Here is a 20,077-nt window from a genome sequence, read left to right on the forward strand (position 1 = left end):
TGGCCCCACACATGGGACGTGGGATGTCCGGTTGTCCGTATCAGCCGCCCGGATGTCCGTTCCCATGGCTCGGTGGTCCAGCCGACAGACGCATGAAGGGCAGGTCGCACCATGCCGTCAAGTCTTCGCGCACGTCTGAGATCCACCCTGACAGCCGTTCTCGCCGCCGCGGCACTGCTCGCGCCGGCCCTCCCCGCCGAGGCCCGGCCGGCCACGGCCTTACCGGAGTTCGAGCAGCAGGTCCTCTTCAAGGCCTCCCAGGACCCCGGCTACGCCTGCTTCCGCATCCCGGCGATCGTGCGGACCACGTCCGGCACACTGCTCGCCTTCGCCGAGGGGCGCGTCCTCAACTGCGGTGACGCGGCCGACATCGACATCGTCCTCAAGCGCTCCACCGACGGCGGCCGCACCTGGGGTCCGCTCCAGGTCGTCACCGAGGGCGCCGGCGACACACACGGCAATCCGGCGCCCCTCGTGGACCGCGGGACCGGCCGGATCCTGCTGGCCGAGACGTACAACACCGGCCGTACGGACGCCGGGAACTGCACCGTCCCCTGCGACCGCACCCCGCATCTGCAGTACAGCGACGACGACGGCCGGACCTGGTCGAAGCCGCGCGACCTGAGCGACCAGATCCTGCCCGCGCACTGGAACTCCTGGTACGCCACGGGCCCCGTGCACGGCATCCAGCTCACCCGCGGCAAGCACGCCGGGCGGCTGGTGTTCGGCGTCAACACCGAGACCTGGGACGGCAGCCGGGTCACCGCGAACCACGCCGCTCTCATCGTCAGCGACGACGGCGGCGACCACTGGCGGATCGGCGCCACGGACTCCTGGCCCATAGCGCAGGACGGCACGTTCCGGCAGAAGCCGTCCGAGGTGACCCTCACCGAACGCACCGACGGCGCCGTCCTCGTCAGCGGCCGGGAACAGGACGGCACCGACCTGGGCCACCGCTCCCAGACCCTCAGCCGGGACGGCGGCGACAGCTTCGCCACGCCCTTCCGCGACCTCCCGGACCTCTACACCCCGCAGGTCCAGGGCGCGACCGAACGCCTCGGCGACCGGCTGCTGCTGTCCGCTCCGGCCGACCCCGACCGCCGCCGGACGATGATGGTCCGCTCGTCCTGGGACGGCGGGCGCACCTGGGACACCGTGGACCGGGGCACGGTCGTCACCACCGACTGGTCCGGCTACTCCGACATGGCGGCCGTCGACGGCACGACGGTGGGCCTGCTGTACGAGGGCGGCGCGGTCGACGCCCGCGACGAGATCCGCTTCGCCCGCTTCACCGAGGACTGGCTCAAGCCCCGCCGGGGCCCCGACCCGACCACCCGAGACGCCGCGTCGGCCACGACGCCCGCGGCCGTGCTCGGCGGTGCCGCGCGCACCACCGGCGTACGCGGCGGCGCCCTGTCCTTCGACGGCACCGACGACGCCGTACGGCTGCCGTACCGGTCCCGGCTCCCGCTCGGCGAAGGGGACTTCACGGCCTCGCTGTTCTTCCGCTACACGGCCACGACCGGCGAACAGCCCTTCCTGTGGATGGGCGGCATCGGCAGCACCCAACCGCAGATCTGGCTGCGCGGGGAGCCGGCGAGCGACCGGGTCCGGGGGCTCATCACCACCCGGTCGGGCGCGACCACCGTCAGATCGGCCTCGGTGTGGACCGACGGCGCCCACAACGACGGACGCTGGCACCATCTGGCCCTGCGCCGGGGCGACGGGAAGCTGACGCTCTTCCTCGACGGTACGCCGCTCACCACCGCGGACGTGCCGGGCTCCGTCAGCCGCAACTCCCCGTTCGGCGTGCACATCGGCCAGCGGATGGACAGCAGGGCGTTCCTCGGCGGGGCGATCGACGACGTCCGCGTCTGGAACCGGGCGCTGTCCGACGAGGAGTTGGCGTCCGGCGCCGCGAAGGCGGCCGCCAGGGGCACCGTCCTGTGGCTGCCCATGGACCAGGTGAACGGCAGCAACTAACGTCACGGAGCGTGCCCGACGACTCAAGAGCAGCACGAGCACGACAGCGCACCGGAACCGGGATCGGCCTGCTGCTGGCCCTGGTTCTCGGTGCCGCCCTGATCATCGCCCTGCCCGACGACGAGAGCCGGGACGACGACGCCTGCCGGGCCCGGACGGTGGACTCCTGGCAGGCGGACGACGCCCTCACCGCCGAGTTCGCCCGCTACGGCGACGACGCGAGCCGCTCCGACGACTGGACCGGCGGCGACGGCACCCACTCGCTGCGGCTGCCCGACGGCCGGGTGCTGTGGCTGTTCTCGGACACCTTCCTGGGCCGGGTGTACGGCCCGCCCAACCCGGCCGGCGAGTCCCACGCCTGGCGGGACACGGCCGAACCGCTGGTGCGCAACTCGGCCGTGCTGATGCGCGACGGCAGGCTCGAAACCACCCTGCCCGCCCCGCTGTTCGCCGACCCGGCGCCGAACCAGTGGCGCTGGCCGGTCGCCGCCCGCGTCGAACCCCGCTCCCCCGGCTCCTCCGAGCAGGTCGTCCGGGTGCTGCTGTGGGTGCGCACGGCGGGGCAGGCCCCGTGGATCTTCGGCGTGCCCACCGCGACCGAGGTCGCCACGCTGTCCCTGCCCGCTCTGCGCCTGGAGTCGATCGTCAAGGTGCTCGACCAGCAGTTGGTCCCCGACCCGTCCCGGCGGGTGCTGTTCGGCACCACACTGGTCGAGGAGGACGGCTGGACGTACGTCTTCGGCGGCGACGACGGCCAGGCCGCCTCCCGCCCGGCCTCGCACGCGTATCTCGCGCGCGTACGGGAGGGCGGGCTCGGGGATCCGGCGGCCTGGCGGTACTGGAACGGCTCGGCGTGGACGGCCGCCGCCCGCCCCCGGCCGGTGCTCGGGGACGGGCAGCGCAAGGGCGTCGGCAGCGCGTTCTCGGTCGTCCGGGACGGCGGCACCTACGTGCTGTTCACGATGGCCACCGGCACGAAGGGCCTGACCACCGTGGCCTCGTACTGGGCGTGTTCCCCGGCCGGGCCGTGGCACGGGCCGGCGAAGGAGTTCAGCCCGTCGCTGCCGCAGGGCCAGGTGGCCGCCTACAACCCGCAGGTCCATCCGGTGCTGAGCGGCGACGGGCGGCTCGTCCTGAGCTACGACGTCAACTGGCTGGAGACGACCGGCGCGGCGGCCCAGCTCAGCCGGAACGTGTCCCTGTACCGACCGCGGTTCGTGTCTCTGCGGCTGGCTCCGGCGCGGTGACCTCGGCGCCCGGGTCGTGCGAGCGGCGCTTGGCGATCACCGCGCACACCATCAGCTGCATCTGGTGGAAGAGCATCAGCGGCAGCACGGCCAGCGAGGCGTGCGCGCCGAACAGGACGCTCGCCATGGGCAGTCCGGAGGCCAGGGACTTCTTCGAGCCGGCGAACTGCAGGGTGATCCGGTCCTCCCGGCTGAAACCCAGCCCCTTGCCGCCGTACCAGGTCAGCAGCAGCATCACGGCGAGGAGCACGGCCTCGACACCGAGCAGCGCGCCCAGCCGGGCGGGGCTGACCTGGTGCCAGATGCCCTGCACCATGCCCTGGCTGAACGCGGTGTAGACGACGAGCAGGATCGAGCCGCGGTCCACGAGCCCGAGGACCTTCTTGTGCCGGGTCACGAAACCGCCGATCCAGCGGCGCAGCACCTGTCCGGCGAGGAACGGCACGAGCAGTTGCAGCACGATCTTCAGCAGCGAGTCCGCGGAGAACCCGCCGCCGCTGCCGCCGAGCAGCGAGGCCGCGAGCAGCGGGGTGGCGATGATGCCGATGAGGGAGGAGAAGGAGCCCGCGCAGATCGCGGCGGGCACGTTGCCGCGGGCCATCGAGGTGAAGGCGATCGACGACTGGACGGTCGACGGGACGAGCGTGAGGAAGAGCAGCCCCTGGTAGAGCGGGTCCGTCAGGATCACCGGCACCAGCCCGCGGGCCGCGAGGCCGAGCAGCGGGAAGGCGACGAAGGTGGCGGCCAGGACCGTGAGGTGGAGCCGCCAGTGCCGCATGCCGTCCAGCGCCTCACGTGTGGAGAGCCGGGCGCCGTAGAGGAAGAACAGCAGGGCGATCGCCGCCGTGGAGGCTCCGGACGCCACATCGGCGACCGACCCGCGAGCCGGGAACAGCGCGGCGACGCCCACCGTCGCCAGCAGGAGAAGGATGAACGGGTCGATCGGCATCCGGCGCGGCCGGCGCAGGCGTTTCACGGTGCTCCACTTGCTCGGTACGTACAGGCGGTACTGGGGCCGGGGAGGCCCCCTCCCATCCTGCTCCCCGGCTCGGCGATCGGGAATCCCGTATACCGCACTGACTGTCATCGCGTTCCGCGATGGGCGCGCTAACCTGAGGGCATGTACGACCCCTCCCATCTGCGCACCTTCCTGTCGGTGGCGCAGACGCTGAGCTTCACGCAGGCCGCGCGGCGGCTCGGGCTGCGGCAGTCGACGGTCAGCCAGCATGTGCGGCGGCTGGAGGACGCCACGGGGCGGACGCTGTTCAGCCGGGACACCCACTCGGTGGAGCTGACGGAGGACGGCGAGGCCATGCTCGGTTTCGCGCGCCGGATCCTGGAGGTGCACGAGCAGGCGACGGCGTTCTTCACGGGCACCCGGCTGCGCGGCCGGCTGCGCTTCGGCGCCTCCGAGGACTTCGTGCTGACCCGGCTGCCCGAGATCCTGGAGGGCTTCCGGCACGAGCACCCGGAGGTCGATCTGGAGCTCACGGTCGAGTTGTCGGGCACGCTGCACGAGCAGCTCGCCGCCGGGAAGCTGGACCTCGTGCTGGCCAAGCGGCGTCCCGAGGACCCGCGCGGCGAGCTGGTCCGGCACGACAGGCTGGTGTGGATCGGCGCGGACCGGCTCCGCCTCGACCCGGACCGCCCTGTGCCGCTGATCGTCTACCCGCCGCCGGGCATCACCCGCGCGCTCGCCCTGGAGGCGCTGGAGCGGCAGGGCCGCGAATGGCGTGTGGTGTGCACCAGCGGCAGCCTCAACGGCCTCGTCGCGGCGGCCCGCGCGGGCCTCGGCGTGATGGCCCACTCCCGCGGCCTCATCCCGCCGGGCCTGGTCCGGGTCCCGGACCGGGCGGGCCTGCCGGAGCTGGGGCAGGTCGACTTCGTGGTGGTCCACGGCCGGCGCCGGCCCTCCGCGCAGGGCGCCGCGGACGCGCTGGCCGCGGCGATCCTGGCGGGCGGGGACCGGCTGCACCGCAGTGCGCCGAAGGGCCTGTGAGGTGCGTGCCGGGCCGTGGCAGCGTCGTACAGATTCGGTGGAGATTACGGCACCGAAACTTACTCAACCGTCAGTTATCTGTCCGACCCTTCCCTGTCTGAGCGCATTTTCCCGCGTTGACCAGCGCCAACCAGAGCATCGCTCGGCTTCGCGCCCCTCCCGCACCCCTGGCCGGGTGGGGTAGCTTTCACGGCGCTGTGCGGAGCGTCACTCAACAGAAGCGCTGAGGAGCGGGGAGCGGGGTTTGCGCGAGTTCACCAACCCTCCGTTGGCGTTGGCACCTCCGGTGGGCGGTCTGGCCGACGTGGTCTTCCAGCATGCCCAGGAAGACCCGCTGTACATCGCCCTGGGCCGCAAGGACGACGCGGGGCACTGGCGGGATGTCACCGCCGCCGAGTTCCGTGACGAGGTGCTCGCCCTGGCCAAGGGCCTGCTGGCGAGCGGCATCCGGTTCGGCGACCGGGTCGCGATCATGTCCCGCACACGCTACGAGTGGACGCTCTTCGACTACGCGCTGTGGACGATCGGCGCCCAGGTCGTGCCGATCTACCCGACGTCCTCGGCCGAGCAGTGCTTCTGGATGCTGTACGACGCCGAGGTGACGGCCGCGATCGTGGAGCACGAGGACCACGCGATGACGATCGCCACCGTCATCGACCGGCTGCCGCAGCTTCGGCGCCTGTGGCAGCTCGACTCCGGTGCCGTGCACGAGCTGTACGACGCCGGGGCGCACCTCGACGACGAGGTGGTGCACCGCCACCGGCAGGCCGTCACGCCCGACTCGGTCGCCACGATCATCTACACCTCGGGTACCACCGGGCGCCCCAAGGGCTGTGTCATCACGCACGGCAACTTCGCGTACGAGGCGGACACCGTCATCGAGCGCTGGGAGCCGGTGTTCCACTCCAAGCGGGGCGACGAGGCCGCCACCCTGCTGTTCCTGCCGCTCGCGCACGTCTTCGGGCGGATGGTCCAGGTCGCGGCGATTCGCGGCGGGGTGAAATTCGGCCATCAGCCCCAGCTCAACGCGGCGGCTCTGCTGCCCGATCTGGCCGCGTTCAAGCCGACGTTCTTCCTGGCGGTGCCGTACATCTTCGAGAAGGTGTTCAACGCCTCCCGCCGCAAGGCCGAGAAGGAGGGCCGCTCCGGCCCGTTCGAGAAGGCCGTGGACATCGCCATCAAGTACGCGGACGCCGTCGAGGCCAAGGCCTGGGGCATCGGGCCGGGCCCCTCTGCGGGGCTGCGCATGCAGCACCAGCTCTTCGACAAGCTCGTCTACTCCAAGATCCGTGCCGCGATGGGCGGCCGGATCCGGCACGCCATGTCGGGCGGCTCGGCGATGGACCGGCGGCTCGGTCTGTTCTGGGCCGGGGCGGGCGTGCACATCTACGAGGGCTACGGCCTGACCGAGTCGACGGCCGCCGCGACAGCCAACCCGCCCGGACGCACCCGTTTCGGCACGGTCGGCCAGCCCATCCCGGGCATGACCGTGCACCTCGCGGACGACGGCGAGATCTGGCTGCACGGCCAGAACGTCTTCCAGGGCTACCTCAACAATCCCAAGGCCACGGACGAGACCCTGCACGACGGCTGGCTGGCCACCGGCGACCTGGGCTCGCTCGACGAGGACGGCTACCTCACCATCACCGGCCGCAAGAAGGAGATCCTGGTCACATCGGGTGGCAAGAGCGTTTCCCCCGGTGTGCTGGAGGAACGCGTCCGTGACCATCCACTGGTCAACCAGTGCATCGTCGTCGGCAACGACCGCCCGTACATCGCCGCCCTCGTGACCCTCGACCCGGAGGCCGTGGAGCACTGGCTGGCGATGCGGAACAAACCGCAGCTGTCCGCCGCGGAGCTGGTGCGGGACGCGGACCTGGAGACGGAGGTGCGGCGCGCGGTGGTCGCGGCCAACACCCTGGTCTCGCAGGCCGAGTCGATCCGCACCTTCCGCATCCTGGCGCAGCCGTTCACCGAGGAGCACGGGCTGCTGACCCCGTCCCTGAAGCTGAAGCGCAAGGCGATCGAAAAGGCGTACGAGAACGAGGTCGAGGCACTCTACCGGGCATGAACTGCCTGTTAACGGATGGTGTGCCACCCGTCGGAATTCTCCCGTCAGGAATGCATCACGGCTCGTGATCGTTGACGATGGGAGTACACCCGCCCACAAACCTAAGGATCGAGAGCTCGTGAGCAAGGTCCCCCAGATCACCCTGAACAACGGCATCCAGATGCCCCAGCTGGGGTTCGGCGTCTGGCAGGTGCCGGACGACGAGGCCGAGTCGGCCGTCGCCACGGCGCTGGAGGCCGGGTACCGCAGCATCGACACAGCGGCGATCTACGGCAACGAGGAGGGCACCGGCAAGGCCGTCGCCGCCGCCGGTCTCCCCCGCGAGGAGCTCTTCGTCACCACCAAGCTCTGGAACGCCGACCAGGGGTACGACTCCACGCTGCGCGCCTTCGACACCTCGCTGGAGAAGCTCGGCCTGGACTATGTCGACCTGTACCTGATCCACTGGCCGCTGCCGGCCAAGGACACCTACGTCGACACCTACAAGGCGTTCGAGAAGCTGCACGCCGACGGCCGGATCCGGGCCATCGGTGTCTCCAACTTCCTGCCCGAGCACCTGGAGCGGCTGCTCGGCGAGACGTCGGTCGTCCCGGCGGTGAACCAGATCGAGCTGCACCCGCACCTGCAGCAGAGCGCCTCCCGTGAGTACCACGCGGCGCAGGGCATCGCCACCGAGGCCTGGTCGCCGCTCGGCCAGGGCAAGGGCCTGCTGGAGGTTCCGGCGGTCGTGGCCATCGCCCGCAAGCACAACCGCACGCCGGCCCAGGTCGTGCTCCGCTGGCACCTCCAGCTGGGCAACGTGGTGATCCCGAAGTCCGTGACGCCCTCGCGGATCAAGGAGAACATCGAGGTCTTCGACTTCGAGCTGGACACCGAGGACCTGGCGGCCATCAGCGCCCTCAACGAGGACCGCCGCATCGGCCCGGACCCGGCGACGTTCGACGGAGCCTGAGCCTCCGCCCGGCCCTGCGACTGCCCGCAGCCGGTCACTCGGCTGCGGGCAGTCGTGTTCCTCGGGGCGGTACGGCCCTGCTCAGACCGCCCGGACCGCCGTGTGCACCGTGTGTGCCTCCAGCACGAACACATCCGCCCGCCGGTGCAGACTCGCCTCGTCGTCCGGGTCGAGGAGCCGGTCGAGGGTGGCGAGGTCGTCCGCGTCGAAGCCCTCCGGGATCCGCTCGCGCAGATGCGACAGGGACCCGACGACATACTCACGGGCCCGCTCCGAGGCGGGTGCGGGCAGGTCCAGCAGGAAGGTGTGCGTCCTGGCGGGCTTCAGCCCCGCCGACGCCAGCAGCGCCGGCCAGTCCTCCGTCTCCGCGACATAGCCTGGCAGCTCCGTGCGCATCCGCGTGAACCACTCCGCCTCCAGCGCGTCGAGCCGCGCCTGGAGTCCGGGCCGGCCGATGCCGATGTCGCGCGGCAGATACCGGGCGGGCAGGCCGCCCTCCATGAGCGCCAGCGTGCCGCCGGGCGCCAGCCGGGCCGCGAACGCGGCGAGCGCGGCCCGCTGGTCACCGAGGTGGTGCAGGCTGCGGCTCGCCCAGAGCAGGTCGGCCGGGTAGTCCAGCTCCCCGAGCACCTCGGGGAGTTCACCGGCGATCGTGGAGAAGCGGTCGGCGACGCCCAGCCGCTCGGCCCGTGCCCGCGCCCGCTCCAGCAGCGGCTCGGAGCCGTCCACCGCGACGATCCGCGCGCCCGGGAACGTCTCGGCGAACAGACACGACACGACACCCGGCCCGCTGCCCGCGTCGACGATCAGGCCCGGCTCGGTCACCTCGTGCGCCAGCCAGCCCATGGCCCGCTCGTACAGGGAAGCGAACAGCTCGGCCTGGGACTCCAGCCTGGGAGCCATCGCGGCCCAGTCGAGGTGCGTGTGGTCGTGACGGTCGTGCTCGTGACGGTCGTGGTCGTGGTCGTGCGCCATGGCGGTCAGCCTCTCCCTCGGATGCCGCCAGACTGCGCCGACGCACCGGGAGAAGGCCACCACTGTTGCCGCTCCCGCAAAAAAGCCGGGGCACACCGATCCGCCGGGGCCGAAGCCCCGGCGGACCCGTGGGGACGGGCTGTCAGCCGCTCAGGACAGCGGCGGGTACGCGTTCTGCATCAGCTGCCGGAACTGGGCGGAGAACCAGTGCCCTGACAGCGGCGCGTCCGGCAGGGAACCGGACAGGTTGTTGCCGTTGCGCGGGTTGCCCGTGTAGGTCGGGTCGCACATCCGGTCGAAGCCCTTGCCCTCGTCGTTGGCGATCTCCTTGCTCGCCCCGTCGGACTCGCCCGGCGGCTTCATCCACACATAGGCGTCGATCCCCGCGGCCGGACTGGCCTGGGGCCGCTCGCCGAGGCCGGCTCCGGACTGGTTGCACCAGTTGCCGACGTGGATGCGGCGGTCGTAGCGGCCGCCGTTGACGTAGGTGTCGACGGAGGTCTGCGCACCCGGGCCACTGGGCCGGGCCGAGCCGCCCCAGCCGTTGCGGGAGGTGTCGATCAGCATGCCGATCGAGGACGGGAAGCCCGCCGAGACCAGCTGGTTGCGGAAGCCCTGGGCGAAGGACTGCTCGTCGACGTAGCGGTTCCAGTCGACCCACTTCGACTCGCGGACGGACTTGCCGGCCACGTTGTCGTTGATGGTGAAGTTGTTCTCCTTCAGGGCGCTGTAGTTCGCCGTGTTGGTGATGAAGCCGTGGACGTCGCCGACGGTCGCGCCCTCGGCGGTCGCCGCCTCCTTGAACAGGGTCGCGGAGGCACCGAAGTTGTCGTCCCAGCCGATCCAGCCGTGGTGCCCGGCGTCGACGTAGTTGTAGACGTTCGGCACGTCGCCGAGCTTGTTGAGCGCGTAGCCGACGCCCTTGACGTAGTTGCCGTTGGCCTTCATCACATCGCACTGCGGGGTGGCCGTCGGACGGCTGCCGGTGTTGGTGACGAGGTTCGGCAGCGAGTCGATCTCGACGGTGGTGACGATCCGCAGCGAGGCGTACTTCGAGTCGGCGAGGATCGCCTTGATCGGGTCGATGTACTGCGTCTTGTACTTGTCGATCTCCGTCGGGCCGAGTTCGCCGTTGGAGGCGAGGGCGGCGCAGTCACGGCCGGGCAGGTTGTAGATGACGAGCTGGACGACGAGTTCGCCGGAGCCCTTCTGGCGCAGCGCCTCGTCGAGGTGGGCGCGCAGGCCCATGCCGCCATTGGCGCCGTTGATCGCCGCGATCCGGTCCAGCCAGACACCCGTCGGCTGGCTGGAGATCCGGCTGCCGCCCGGCTCGGCGGCGGCCTTCGCGGACCACTCCGGGTTCACGTACACCTTGGCGCCGGAATAGGGGTTGTCGACCCGGTTGGACGGGCCGCCGGGGCCCGGTGGGTCGGTCGGCCCCGGGGTGCCGCCGTCGTCGACGTTGCAGGTGACGCCGTCGAGGGTGAAGGTGCCCGGGATCGCGTTGCTGCCGCTGTAGCTGCCCTGGAAACCGAAGCTGACCGAGGCGCCGGTCGCGAGCTGGGCGTTGTAGCTCTCGTTGGCCGCGGTGACGGCGGCACCGCTCTGGCTCAGCTTGGCGTTCCAGCCGCTGGTGACCTGCTGGTTGCCGGCGTAGGACCACTTCACCGACCACGAGGACTTGGCGGCGCTGTTGTTGGTGATGGTCACGGCGGCGGTGAAGCCGGTGCTCCACTGGTTCTGGATCTTGTAGTCGACGGTGCAGGGGACGGCGGCGATGCCGGCGCCGTCCGGGTCGACCGCGAACGCCGTGCCGGTCGCGCCGGCGACCAGGGCCATGGCGGCCAGTAACGCTGTTCTCGTACGGCTCATGAGTGCGGGTTTCCCTTTCGCTGGTGGGGGTGTCAGCCGTTCAGGGCGCGCTCCGACAGGGACATGAGGGAACTGAGGAACCGAGGAACCCGGCATGGCGCTCGCGCAGCAGGGGACGACCGCGCTGGGGCGGCTCAAAGTACTGAACGCGAGAGGTGACGCATGAGCGACTCCTTGCAGGCCGGGCACGCCGTGACGGACGCGTCGACTGATGGAACCGCTCCCACTGGTGTCAAGGAAGGTAGCGCCAAGTGTCAGCAAAGAACAGGGGAGTCGCTGACTTTCGCTCAACACACGGCGTCGAATCTTTTCGACTCTTCAACCCCTTGACCGATACCACACCCGTCCTCACTATGGGAGCGCTCCCACTGGTTCAAGCCTTGACTTCTCCGAGCCGCAAGGAGGAACCAGCACCATGCATCCCCCACCCCGGAGACGCGGAGCGGTGCGGCGCGTGTGGATCGCCGCCGTCGCAGCTCTCGCGCTTCCGTTGACGATGCTCTCCTCAGGGTCGACTCCCGCGCAGGCGGCCGCACTTCAGTGCAGTGTCGATTACAAGACGAACGACTGGGGCTCCGGCTTCACCGCGGATCTGACCCTCACCAACCGCGGCACGGACGCCATCGACGGCTGGACGCTGACCTACGCCTACTCCGGCAACCAGAGGCTGGGGAACGGCTGGAACGGCACCTGGTCGCAGTCCGGCCAGAACGTCACCGTCAAGAACGCCTCCCACAACGCGCGGGTCGCCGCGGGCGCCGCCGTCTCCACCGGCGCCCAGTTCACCTACAGCGGCTCCAACGCCGCGCCGACATCCTTCTCGGTCAACGGCACGGCCTGCACCGGCGCGCACCAGCCGCCGATCGCCGTGCTGACCAGCCCGTCCGCCGGTGCCGTCTACACGCAGGGCCAGGCGGTCCCGCTGGCGGCCACGGCCGCGGCCGCGGACAACGCCACGATCAGCAAGGTGGAGTTCTACGACGACACCACGCTGCTGGGCACGGACACGAGTGCGCCGTACGCGCTCTCCGTTTCCGACTTGACCGTGGGCAGTCACTCCCTGGTGGCGAAGGCGTACGACAGCATGGGCGCCTCCGCGAACTCCACCCCGGTCGGCATCACGGTCTCCTCCGGTCCCACCGTCGTGGCCTCGCCGCTCCAACTGGGCGTCCAGTCGGGCAAGTCGGGCACCTACGACGTGAAGCTGTCCAAGCAGCCGACGTCCAACGTGACGGTGGCGTCGGCCCGCGCGAGCGGCAACTCGGGCCTGTCGGTCACGGGTGGCGCCTCGCTCACCTTCACCCCGCAGAACTGGAACACGGCACAGAAGGTGACCGTCACCGCGGCCAACTCCGGCACCGGGTCGGCCGTCTTCGAGTCGACGGCGACGGGTCACGCCAAGGCCTCGGTCACCGTGACCCAGCTGGCGGCGGCGAAGGTCTACGACGCCCGCTTCCTGGAGCTCTACGGGAAGATCACCAACCCGGCGAACGGCTACTTCTCCCCCGAGGGCATCCCCTACCACTCGGTCGAGACGCTGATCGTCGAGGCGCCGGACCACGGCCACGAGACCACCTCGGAGGCGTACAGCTACCTCCTGTGGCTCCAGGCCATGTACGGCAAGGTGACCGGCGACTGGGCCAAGTTCAACGGCGCGTGGGACCTCATGGAGAAGTACATGATCCCCACCCGCGCCGACCAGCCGACCAACTCCTTCTACAACGCGTCCAAGCCGGCGACCTACGCGCCCGAGCTGGACACCCCGAACGAGTACCCGGCGGGGCTCGACACCGGCGCCTCGGTCGGCCGGGACCCGATCGCGGCCGAGCTGAAGAGCGCGTACGGCACGGACGACGTCTACGGCATGCACTGGCTGCAGGACGTGGACAACGTCTACGGCTACGGCAACTCGCCCGGCAAGTGCGAGGCGGGCCCGTCGGACACCGGCCCGTCGTACATCAACACCTTCCAGCGCGGCGCGCAGGAGTCGGTGTGGGAGACGGTGCCGCAGCCGACCTGCGACGCCTTCAAGTACGGCGGAAAGAACGGCTATCTGGATCTGTTCACCGGTGACGCCTCCTACGCCAAGCAGTGGAAGTTCACCAACGCGCCCGACGCCGACGCCCGGGCCGTGCAGGCCGCCTACTGGGCGGATCTGTGGGCGAAGGAGCAGGGCAAGGGCGGGGACGTCTCCGCGACGGTCGGCAAGGCCGCCAAGATGGGCGACTACCTGCGCTACTCCATGTTCGACAAGTACTTCAAGAAGATCGGCAACTGCGTCGGCCCCGCGGCCTGCCCGGCGGGCACCGGCAAGGACGCCTCGCACTACCTGATGTCCTGGTACTACGCCTGGGGCGGCGCCACCGACACCGCGGCCGGCTGGGCCTGGCGCATCGGCTCCAGCCACGCCCACGGCGGCTACCAGAACCCCCTCGCGGCCTACGCGCTCGGCAACTACGCCCCGCTGAAGCCCAAGTCGGCGACGGGCGCGGCCGACTGGTCGAAGTCCATGGAACGGCAGCTGGAGTTCTACCGCTGGCTGCAGTCGAGCGAGGGTGCGATCGCCGGCGGCGCGACCAACAGCTGGGCGGGCCGGTACGCGACCCCGCCCGCCGGGAAGTCGACGTTCTACGGCATGTACTACGACGAGAAGCCCGTGTACCACGACCCGCCGTCCAACCAGTGGTTCGGCTTCCAGGCGTGGTCCATGGAGCGGGTCGCCGAGCTGTACCAGCAGACGGGCAACGCGCAGGCCAAGACGGTCCTCGACAAGTGGGTCGACTGGGCGCTGTCCAAGACCACGTTCAACCCGGACGGCACGTTCCGGATCCCGTCGACGCTGCAGTGGTCGGGCCAGCCCGACACGTGGAACGCCTCCAGCCCCGGCTCCAACAGCGGGCTGCGCGTCACCGTCGCCGACTACACGAACGATGTCGGTGTGGCGGCCTCGTACGCCAAGACCTTGACGTACTACGCGGACCGCTCCGGTGACACGGAGGCCGGTGCGGCGGCGAAGAAGCTGCTGGACGGGATGTGGGACAACCACCAGGACGCGCTCGGGATCGCCGTTCCGGAGAACCGGGCCGACTACAACCGGTTCGACGATCCGGTGTACGTCCCGAGCGGCTGGACGGGCACGATGCCGAACGGTGACGCGATCAACTCGTCGTCGACGTTCGACTCGATCCGGTCCTTCTACGAGGACGACCCGGCCTGGTCGAAGATCGAGAGCTATCTGGCGGGCGGTGCGGTTCCGTCGTTCACGTATCACCGGTTCTGGGCTCAGGCGGATATCGCGCTTGCCATGGGCTCGTACGCGGAGCTTCTCGAATAGCCCCCGCCGGGCGCTCCGCGGGTGGAGCGGGTTCTTCGGCTGCGGGCCCGGCTGTGGCTGGTCGCGCAGTTCCCCGCGCCCCCAAGAACAGCGTCCGAAGCTCTGCGTACGTGGCCCTGCACCTGACGCGGGGCCACCTCGGTCGGGCGGCTCCACCCGCACGGGAGCCGCCCGGCCCTCGCACGTCCCCCTCACGGAAGGACCCCCACCGTGCGAAGAACCCGTATCCTCACCGCCGTGCTCGCGCTGGCCGCCGGGCTGCTGTCGGGTGCGCCCTCCGCCCTGGCTGCTGATCCGGACTCGACGAAGCTCGCCGCCGATACCTACACCTGGAAGAACGCCCGGATCGACGGGGGCGGGTTCGTTCCCGGGATCGTCTTCAACCGGAGCGAGAAGAACCTCGCCTACGCCCGTACCGACATCGGCGGCGTGTACCGCTGGCAGGAGGCGTCGAAGAGCTGGACGCCGCTGCTGGACTCGGTCGGGTGGGACGACTGGGGGCACACGGGTGTGGTGAGCGTCGCGTCCGACTCCGTCGACCCGAACAAGGTCTACGCGGCGGTCGGGACGTACACCAACAGCTGGGACCCGAAGAACGGCGCCGTCATGCGGTCCTCCGACCGGGGCGCGAGCTGGCAGAAGGCGAATCTGCCGTTCAAGCTGGGCGGCAACATGCCGGGGCGGGGCATGGGCGAGCGGCTGGCGGTCGACCCGAACCGCAACAGCGTGCTGTACCTGGGCGCGCCCAGCGGCAAGGGGCTGTGGCGGTCGACGGACTCGGGCGTGACGTGGTCGCAGGTGACGAACTTCCCGAACGTCGGGAACTACGTGCAGGATCCGAGCGACACGTCCGGCTACGCCTCCGACAACCAGGGCATCGTCTGGGTCAGCTTCGACGAGTCGACGGGCACCTCGGGCAACGCCACGAAGACGCTCTACGTCGGGGTCGCCGACGCGGAGAACGCGGTGTACCGCTCGACGGACGCGGGCGCGACCTGGCAGCGGCTGGCCGGACAGCCGACGGGCCAGCTGGCGCACAAGGGCGTCCTGGACGCGAAGAACGGCTACCTGTATGTCGCCTACAGCGACAAGGGCGGCCCGTACGACGGCGGCAAGGGCCGGCTGTGGCGGTACGCGACCGGGACCGGGACCTGGACGAACATCAGCCCGGTGGCGGAGGCCGACACGTTCTACGGCTTCAGCGGGCTGACGGTGGACCGGCAGAAGCCGGGCACGGTGATGGCCACGGCGTACAGCGCCTGGTGGCCGGACACGCAGATCTTCCGTTCCACGGACAGCGGGGCGACCTGGACCAAGGCGTGGGACTACACGTCGTACCCCAACCGTGAGAACCGCTACACGATGGACGTCTCGTCCTCGCCGTGGCTGACATGGGGCGCGAACCCGGCGCCTCCCGAACAGACCCCGAAGCTGGGCTGGATGACGGAGTCGATGGAGATCGACCCGTTCGACTCCGCCCGCCTGATGTACGGGACGGGCGCGACGATCTACGGCACCGAGAACCTCACGAACTGGGACAGCGGCGGGAAGTTCACGGTCAAGCCGATGGTGCGGGGCCTGGAGGAGACGGCGGTCAACGACCTCGCCTCTCCCCCGTCCGGTGCCCCGCTGCTGAGCGCGCTCGGCGATGTCGGCGGCTTCCGTCACACGGACCTGACCAAGGTGCCGTCGATGATGTTCACCCAGCCGAACTTCACGACGACCACGAGCCTGGACTTCGCCGAGTCGAACCCGAACACGGTCGTCCGGGTCGGCAACCTCGACTCGGGCCCGCACATCGCGTTCTCGACGGACAACGGCGCCAACTGGTTCGCGGGCACCGACCCTTCGGGGGTGAGCGGCGGCGGCACGGTCGCGGCGGCGGCCGACGGCAGCCGGTTCGTGTGGAGTCCGCAGGGCGCCGGCGTGCACCACGCGACGGGCTTCGGCACGTCCTGGCAGGCCTCCGGCGGGATCCCGGCCGGGGCCGTCGTCGAGTCGGACCGGGTCGACCCGAAGACCTTCTACGGCTTCAAGTCGGGGAAGTTCTACGTCAGTACGGACGGCGGGGCGACGTTCAAGGAGTCCCCGGCCGGCGGACTGCCGAGCGGCGACAGCGTCCGCTTCAAGGCCCTGCCCGGCGGAAAGGGCGATGTGTGGCTGGCGGGCGGCGCGAGCGACGGGGCGTACGGCCTGTGGCACTCCACGGACGGCGGGGCGAGCTTCACCAAGCTCTCGAACGTCGAGCAGGCCGACACGATCGGCTTCGGCAAGGCGGCACCCGGCGCGACCTACCAGACCCTCTACACGAGCGCGAAGATCGGCGGCGTACGCGGCATCTTCCGCTCCACGGACAAGGGCGTGAGCTGGACGCGCGTCAACGACGACGCCCACCAGTGGGGCTGGACGGGCGCGGCCATCACCGGCGATCCGAGGGTCTACGGCCGTGTGTACGTCTCGACGAACGGCCGTGGCGTCATCTACGGCGACAGCTCCGACGGCGGCACCACGGACCCGGGGCCCGGCCCCGATCCGACCCCGACGGGCGCCTGCAAGGTGACGTACAAGGTCACCAACCAGTGGTCGGGCGGCTTCCAGGCGGACGTCCAGCTCACCAACACCGGGACCGGCCCATGGAACGGCTGGTCGCTGAGCTGGCCCTTCCCCGACGGGCAGAAGCTGACCCAGGCCTGGAACGCCGAGGCCGCGCAGTCGGGTTCCACGGTGACCGCGAAGAACGTCGGCTGGAACGCGAACGTGGCGGCCGGCTCGTCGGTGAGCTTCGGGTTCACGGGAAGCTGGTCGGGGACGAACGCGAAACCGACGGCGTTCAAGGTCGGGGACCAGAGCTGCACGGTCGCCTGACCGACTTGTCGGAGGGCGCGTACCGGAGACGGCACGCGCCCTCTCCCCGCCAGGGCCGATCACGAACTGATCACCTTAACCGCCCACCTCTCACATATTCTTCACACCTCCCGTTACGCTCACCCCCCACGAAATACCTCAGGGGGGTCCATGTCGTACACCCAGCCTCCGCCTCCGCCGCCTCTGCCGCCCGGCTTCGGGCCGCCGCCCTCCCCGCCGCCTCCCCGGCCGTCCTGGACCCGCAAGCGCGTCCTGATACCCGTCGCTGCCGTCATCCTCCTGATCGGCATGGGGATCGGATCCGCCGGGAACAGCGGCGGCAGCGAGAAGACCTCGGCTGAGCCGCGACCCACTGTCACCGTCACCGAGAAGGCGCAGGCGGACGGCGAGGCCGAACCGGCGCCCACGGTGACCGTCACCAAGACCGCCACGGCCAAAGCCAAGGTGAAGGCGAAGCCCGAGGTGGACACCGCGGACGACGCCGAGGCCGCCCCCGAGGGCAAGGCGGTGTTCAAGGTGTGGGGCTCGGCCCCGTCCGGGGTCGACATCACCTACGGCAACGACGGCACCAACCTCCAGGGCAAAGGCCTGCCCATGGAGAAGACCTTGAGCGTCAAGGACGACGCCCTCTACTACCAGGTGACCGCGCAGCTCATGGGCGGCGGCGACATCCAGTGCTCCGTCACCATCGACGGCGAGACCAAGTCCGGCCGGGCCCAGGGCGGCTACAACATCTGTTCCGCCCAGCTCAACAGCGACTTCAGCGGCGGCTTCAGTTAGACCGCGCCCCGCTGTCGGGACCGGTGGGTGCGTGCTCCCCCATGGCGCGCACCCACCGGAGTCTCACGGGGTGTAGACCGTCGGCCTCGGAGCCGTCGGCATGGCGTTGCCCAGGAAGTAACTCGGGTGCGGGGGCTGGTTGTACGCGGTGTTCTGCCAGGCCAGGGCCGTGCGGTACTGGGTGTCGTGGAGCAGGGTCGTGATCCTCGTGTTCGTCTCGTGCGGGGTCGAGTAGACGCGCAGGGCCGTGTTGTCGCTGGTGCGCCAGATGACCTCCTCACGCCAGTCGCCGAGGAGGTCGCCGGACAGAACGGGGGTGGACTTGGTGCCGTTGTTGGAGGAGACGCCGGAGCCGGTCAGGAGGCGGGTGTCGCCGGACGTGCCGTACTTGTCGATGCGGGTGCCGTCGAGGAGTTCACGGACCGGGTCGCCGTCCCACCAGGACAGGAAGTTGACGCTGGAGGGTTCCCGCCCGAGGGAGGCACCGGTCGCCGAGCGCAGGGTGGTGTCGGAGGCGGACCAGGACTCGGCTCCCGCGCTGCCCGCGTAGATGTCGCCGGAGACTCCCCGGCCGTTGTCGGCGCCGGAGGCGGTCTTCCAGAGGATCGCGCCCGTGCGGGCGTCGGCCATCCAGGAGCCGGGCTGGCTCGTGCTCTCGGAGACCTTGAAGTACTCCAGGCCCGCGCGGGAGGGATCGAGGTCACCGACGTGGCCGGCGTCGCCGTGGCCCAGCTTGGTGGTCCAGAGCCCGCCTCCGTTGTCGTCGACGGTCATCGCGCCGTAGACGATCTCGTCCTTGCCGTCCGCGTCGACGTCCGCGACGGACAGGCTGTGGTTGCCCTGGCCGTCGTAGCCCTTGCCGCTGTTGGTGGAGGAGTTGGTGTCGAAGGTCCAGCGGCGGGTGAAGGAGCCGTTCCGCCAGTCCCAGGCGGCGATCACCGTGCGGGTGTAGTAGCCGCGCGCCATGATCAGGGAGGGGCGTGAGCCGTCCAGGTACGCCGTGCCCGCGAGGAAGCGGTCGACGCGGTTGCCGTAGGAGTCGCCCCAGGAGGAGACGGTGCCACGGGCCGGGACGTAGTCGACGCTCTGCATCGCCTTGCCCGTCTGCCCGTTGAACATGGTCAGGAACTCGGGCCCGGCCAGCACATAGCCGCTGGAGTTGCGGTGGTCGGCCGAGGAACTGCCGATGACCGTGCCCGTGCCGTCCCGGGTGCCGTCGGCGGTCTTCATGGCGACCTCGGCCCTGCCGTCGCCGTCGTAGTCGTACACCTGGAACTGCGTGTAGTGCGCGCCGGAGCGGATGTTGCGGCCCAGGTCGATGCGCCACAGCCGGGTGCCGTCGAGCTTGATGCCGTCGACGACGGTGTTGCCCGTGTAGCCGGACTGGGAGTTGTCCTTGGCATTGGTGGGCTGCCACTTCAGGACGAGGTCCAGGGCGCCGTCGCCGTCGAGGTCGCCGAGGGAGGCGTCGTTGGCGTCGTAGGTGTACGCCACCCCGTCGGGGGTCGTGCCACCGGAGGGCGGGGAGATCGGGATGTCCTTGTAGCCGGTTCGGAACTGGACCGCGTGCACCGAGTCGCCCTGCTCCGTGCCGTTCACCACCGCGCGGACGGTGTAGTCGGCCTGGGCGGGGGCGCCGGAGTGGAAGTAGTTCGTGGAGCCGGTGACCGGCGTGGAGTTGACCTTCGTACCGGCCCGGTAGACGTTGAAGGAGACGTTGTCAGGGTCCGTGCCGAGCCAGCGCCAGCTCACCAGGTTGCCGCTGCCGGTGTGGACGCTGACCACGCCCCGGTCGAGCTTCTCGACCTGGCGGGCGGTGGCGGCCATGGGGGCCCCTCCCGCGCGAGTCAGTTCGAGCGTGGGGGAGCTGTCGCCGGTGGCGAAGGTGGTCAGGCCGGCGCCGGCGAGTGCCGCCGTGGCCACGGCCACCGGGAGGAGCACACGGCGTCTGCGGTGCGTGTGGGGGTGCTTCACGTGACGGACCTCCTGAGAGGACGGG

At 70.3% G+C, this 20,077-nt stretch carries 12 protein-coding genes; 8 read left to right on the forward strand and 4 right to left on the reverse strand.

All coding sequences use genetic code 11. From position 1 onward, the window contains the following. Positions 1 to 111: 111 nt before the first annotated feature. Positions 112 to 1,983 carry a sialidase family protein gene (locus tag NNW99_RS05185; protein WP_215117513.1) on the forward strand — a complete coding sequence of 624 codons (1,872 nt, stop codon included), beginning with the start codon at positions 112 to 114 and terminating at the stop codon, positions 1,981 to 1,983. Between the two features lie 11 nt (positions 1,984 to 1,994). Beyond that, positions 1,995 to 3,230 carry a DUF4185 domain-containing protein gene (locus NNW99_RS05190; protein ID WP_215117514.1) on the forward strand — a complete coding sequence of 412 codons (1,236 nt, stop codon included), beginning with the start codon at positions 1,995 to 1,997 and terminating at the stop codon, positions 3,228 to 3,230. On the opposite strand, the gene NNW99_RS05195 is transcribed toward NNW99_RS05190, so the two are convergent. After that, entirely contained in the window at positions 3,166 to 4,179 is a 1,014-nt protein-coding gene (locus NNW99_RS05195; protein WP_215124154.1) for a bile acid:sodium symporter family protein, read from the reverse strand. The two genes, NNW99_RS05190 and NNW99_RS05195, sit on opposite strands and share 65 nt — an antisense overlap. 171 nt (positions 4,180 to 4,350) lie before the next feature. Between NNW99_RS05195 and NNW99_RS05200 the strand changes: the two genes are divergently transcribed. The 3 genes from NNW99_RS05200 (at position 4,351) to NNW99_RS05210 (ending at position 8,252) form a co-directional block, all read left to right on the forward strand. After that, positions 4,351 to 5,229, forward strand: coding sequence for a LysR substrate-binding domain-containing protein (locus NNW99_RS05200; protein WP_215117515.1), 879 nt, complete (start codon positions 4,351 to 4,353; stop codon positions 5,227 to 5,229). A 244-nt stretch (positions 5,230 to 5,473) separates the two neighbouring features. Then, the gene (locus NNW99_RS05205; protein ID WP_215117516.1) at positions 5,474 to 7,300 is read left to right on the forward strand and encodes a long-chain fatty acid--CoA ligase; all 1,827 of its coding nucleotides are present in this window, start codon (positions 5,474 to 5,476) and stop codon (positions 7,298 to 7,300) included. Positions 7,301 to 7,460: 160 nt separating this feature from the next. Next, positions 7,461 to 8,252 (forward strand): aldo/keto reductase, encoded by a 792-nt coding sequence (locus tag NNW99_RS05210; RefSeq protein ID WP_215124155.1) that lies wholly within the window; start codon positions 7,461 to 7,463, stop codon positions 8,250 to 8,252. A gap of 81 nt (positions 8,253 to 8,333) precedes the next feature. On the opposite strand, the gene NNW99_RS05215 is transcribed toward NNW99_RS05210, so the two are convergent. Both NNW99_RS05215 and NNW99_RS05220 read right to left on the reverse strand, forming a co-directional pair. Continuing rightward, complete coding sequence (locus NNW99_RS05215) at positions 8,334 to 9,227, reverse strand: trans-aconitate 2-methyltransferase (protein WP_215117517.1); 894 nt, start codon at positions 9,225 to 9,227, stop codon at positions 8,334 to 8,336. Positions 9,228 to 9,377: 150 nt separating this feature from the next. Beyond that, a complete protein-coding gene (locus NNW99_RS05220) occupies positions 9,378 to 11,099 on the reverse strand; it encodes a glycoside hydrolase family 6 protein (RefSeq protein ID WP_215117518.1) in 1,722 nt (573 codons plus the stop codon). Positions 11,100 to 11,514: 415 nt separating this feature from the next. Here NNW99_RS05220 and NNW99_RS05225 point away from each other — a divergent pair, with 415 nt between their 5' ends. The 3 genes from NNW99_RS05225 to NNW99_RS05235 all read left to right on the forward strand — a co-directional run bounded on the left by NNW99_RS05225 (position 11,515) and on the right by NNW99_RS05235 (position 18,078). Next, on the forward strand, positions 11,515 to 14,433 hold the full coding sequence (locus NNW99_RS05225; protein ID WP_215117519.1) for a glycoside hydrolase family 48 protein: 2,919 nt from the start codon (positions 11,515 to 11,517) through the stop codon (positions 14,431 to 14,433). A gap of 210 nt (positions 14,434 to 14,643) precedes the next feature. After that, positions 14,644 to 17,298, forward strand: coding sequence for a cellulose binding domain-containing protein (locus NNW99_RS05230; RefSeq protein ID WP_215117520.1), 2,655 nt, complete (start codon positions 14,644 to 14,646; stop codon positions 17,296 to 17,298). 150 nt (positions 17,299 to 17,448) lie between these two features. After that, entirely contained in the window at positions 17,449 to 18,078 is a 630-nt protein-coding gene (locus NNW99_RS05235; RefSeq protein ID WP_251057708.1) for a hypothetical protein, read from the forward strand. Between the two features lie 63 nt (positions 18,079 to 18,141). Here NNW99_RS05235 and NNW99_RS05240 read toward each other — a convergent pair whose 3' ends face one another. Then, on the reverse strand, positions 18,142 to 20,052 hold the full coding sequence (locus NNW99_RS05240) for a rhamnogalacturonan lyase (RefSeq protein WP_285439931.1): 1,911 nt from the start codon (positions 20,050 to 20,052) through the stop codon (positions 18,142 to 18,144). Between the last annotated feature and the right edge of the window lie 25 nt (positions 20,053 to 20,077).

It is taken from the genome of Streptomyces sp. CRCS-T-1 (genome assembly GCF_024442335.1).
GTDB lineage: Bacteria > Actinomycetota > Actinomycetes > Streptomycetales > Streptomycetaceae > Streptomyces > Streptomyces koelreuteriae.

Bases quoted from the DNA above. Each gene is read 5' to 3' on its own strand.
- NNW99_RS05225 (WP_215117519.1), top strand. From the start codon at position 11,515: ATGCATCCCCCACCCCGGAGACGCGGAGCGGTGCGGCGCGTGTGGATC.
- NNW99_RS05235 (WP_251057708.1), top strand. From the start codon at position 17,449: ATGTCGTACACCCAGCCTCCGCCTCCGCCGCCTCTGCCGCCCGGCTTC.
- NNW99_RS05185 (WP_215117513.1), top strand. From the start codon at position 112: ATGCCGTCAAGTCTTCGCGCACGTCTGAGATCCACCCTGACAGCCGTT.
- NNW99_RS05210 (WP_215124155.1), top strand. From the start codon at position 7,461: ATGCCCCAGCTGGGGTTCGGCGTCTGGCAGGTGCCGGACGACGAGGCC.
- NNW99_RS05200 (WP_215117515.1), top strand. From the start codon at position 4,351: ATGTACGACCCCTCCCATCTGCGCACCTTCCTGTCGGTGGCGCAGACG.
- NNW99_RS05215 (WP_215117517.1), bottom strand. From the start codon at position 9,227: ATGGCGCACGACCACGACCACGACCGTCACGAGCACGACCGTCACGAC.
- NNW99_RS05195 (WP_215124154.1), bottom strand. From the start codon at position 4,179: ATGCCGATCGACCCGTTCATCCTTCTCCTGCTGGCGACGGTGGGCGTC.
- NNW99_RS05220 (WP_215117518.1), bottom strand. From the start codon at position 11,099: ATGAGCCGTACGAGAACAGCGTTACTGGCCGCCATGGCCCTGGTCGCC.